Source organism: Salinivibrio sp. KP-1, from assembly GCF_000968645.1.
Lineage (GTDB): Bacteria > Pseudomonadota > Gammaproteobacteria > Enterobacterales > Vibrionaceae > Salinivibrio > Salinivibrio siamensis.
The window spans coordinates 1-2537 of the sequence record NZ_LAQR01000043.1; the positions used below are offsets into that span (position 1 = coordinate 1).

General features: G+C 53.6%; 1 protein-coding gene. It reads right to left on the reverse strand.

Annotated elements, in window-relative coordinates:
- On the reverse strand, positions 1 to 2537 hold a 2537-nt coding region (locus tag WN56_RS12015), incomplete at both ends, for a VCBS domain-containing protein (protein ID WP_046075240.1).

Below are 2537 nucleotides of genomic sequence, written 5' to 3' on the forward strand. Positions count from 1 at the left end.
CTGAACCAGTAAAGCTACCGGTGACTTCAGGTAAGTCGTCGGTGCCGGTAATGGTGATGACAATATCTTGTTGCGTGTTATCGCTTGCGGTGAGCGTGACAGTGTCTGTCACCTCATCACCGGCATCCAAGTTTTGTACGGCAGACTGATCGAGGGTGTAAGTCCAATTGCCGTTGACCAGCTCTAGCGAGCCATAGGTACCGGTCTCTGTAGTATTGGCAAAGGTGGGATTATCGTCGCCATCAACGTCACTGATTGAAAGTGTGCCACTTGCAGTTACAGGCGCATCGCCCACATTGCCCTCGGTCACGGAACCGATAAAGCTACCGGTCACTTCTGGCGTATCCTCACTACCAGTAATGGTGATGACAATAGCTTGCTGGGTGCCATCAGAGGCGGTGAGAGTAATGGTGTCGGTCACTTGATCGCCAGCATCTAAATCCTGCACGGCAGACTGATCGAGGGTGTAGGTCCAGTTCTCACCGACTAGTTCCAGAGAGCCATAAGTCCCCGCTTCTGTAGTATTCGCAAAGGTCGGGTTATCGCCGTCATCAACATCACTGATCGCAATGGTGCCCGTGGCAGTTACTGCGGTATCGCCCACGTCACCTTCGGTCACTGAGCCAACAAACTCACCACTCACTTCTGGCGCATCGTCGGTCCCCGTAATCGTGATGACAATATCTTGTTGTGTGTTATCGCTTGCGGTGAGGGTGATAGTGTCGGTCACCTCATCACCGGCATCCAAGTTCTGTACGGCAGACTGATCGAGGGTGTAAGTCCAGTTCTCACCGACTAGTTCCAGAGAGCCATAAGTCCCCGCTTCTGTAGTATTCGCAAAGGTCGGATTATCGCCGCCATCAACATCACTGATCGCGATGGTGCCGGTGGCAGTGACCGCATCGCCTTCGTCACCTTCGGTCACTGAGCCGGTAAAGCTTCCGGTGACTTCAGGTAAGTCGTCGGTGCCGGTAATGGTGATAACAATATCTTGTTGTGTGTTATCGCTTGCGGTGAGGGTGATGGTGTCGGTCACCTGATCGCCGGCATCTAAATCCTGCACGGCAGACTGATCGAGGGTGTAAGTCCAGTTGCCGTTCACCAGCTCTAGCGAGCCATAAGTCCCCGCTTCAGTGGTATCGGCAAAGGTCGGCGCGTCGTCACTATCCACATCACTGATCGCAATGGTGCCCGTGGCAGTTACTGCGGTATCACCCACGTCACCTTCGGTGACTGAGCCGGTAAAGCTACCGGTGACTTCAGGTGCGTCATCCGTCCCCGTAATGGTGATGACAATAGCTTGCTGGGTGCCATCAGAGGCGGTGAGAGTAATGGTGTCCGTCACTTGATCGCCAGCATCTAAATCCTGCACGCTGTCTTGATCAAGCGTATACGTCCAATCACCGTCTACTAGCTCCAACGAGCCGTAAGTGCCTGCCTGCGTGACGTCGGCAAACGTCGGATTGTCGTCGCTATCCACATCACTGATCGCAATGGTACCCGTGGCAGTTACCGCGGTATCGCCCGCGTCACCTTCGGTCACTGAGCCGGTAAAGTTACCGGTGACTTCAGGTAAGTCGTCGGTGCCGGTAATGGTGATAACAATATCTTGCTGTGTGTTATCGCTTGCAGTGAGGGTGATGGTATCCGTCACCTGATCGCCGCCATCTAAATCCTGCACGGCAGACTGATCAAGCGTGTAAGTCCAGCTTCCATTGACCAGCTCTAGCGAGCCATAGGTACCGGTCTCTGTAGTATTGGCAAAGGTGGGATTATCGTCGCCATCAACGTCACTGATTGAAAGTGTGCCACTTGCAGTCACAGGCGCATCGCCCACATTGCCCTCGGTCACGGAACCGATAAAGCTACCGGTCACTTCTGGCGTATCCTCACTACCAGTAATGGTGATGACAATAGCTTGCTGGGTGCCATCAGAGGCGGAGAGAGTAATGGTGTCGGTCACTTGATCGCCAGCATCTAAATCCTGCACGCTGTCTTGATCAAGCGTATACGTCCAATCACCGTCTACTAGCTCGATCGAACCATAAGTCCCCGTCTCAGTGGTATTGGCGAAGGTCGGATTATCGCCGTCATCAACATCACTGATCGCAAGGGTACCCGTGGCAGTGGCAGGGGCATCGCCCACGTTGCCTTCGGTCACTGAACCAGTAAAGCTACCGGTGACTTCAGGTAAGTCGTCGGTGCCGGTAATGGTGATGACAATATCTTGTTGCGTGTTATCGCTTGCGGTGAGCGTGACAGTGTCTGTCACCTCATCACCGGCATCCAAGTTTTGTACGGCAGACTGATCGAGGGTGTAAGTCCAATTGCCGTTGACCAGCTCTAGCGAGCCATAGGTACCGGTCTCTGTAGTATTGGCAAAGGTGGGATTATCGTCGCCATCAACGTCACTGATTGAAAGTGTGCCACTTGCAGTCACAGGCGCATCGCCCACATTGCCCTCGGTCACGGAACCGATAAAGCTACCGGTCACTTCTGGCGTATCCTCACTACCAGTAATGGTGATGACAATAGCT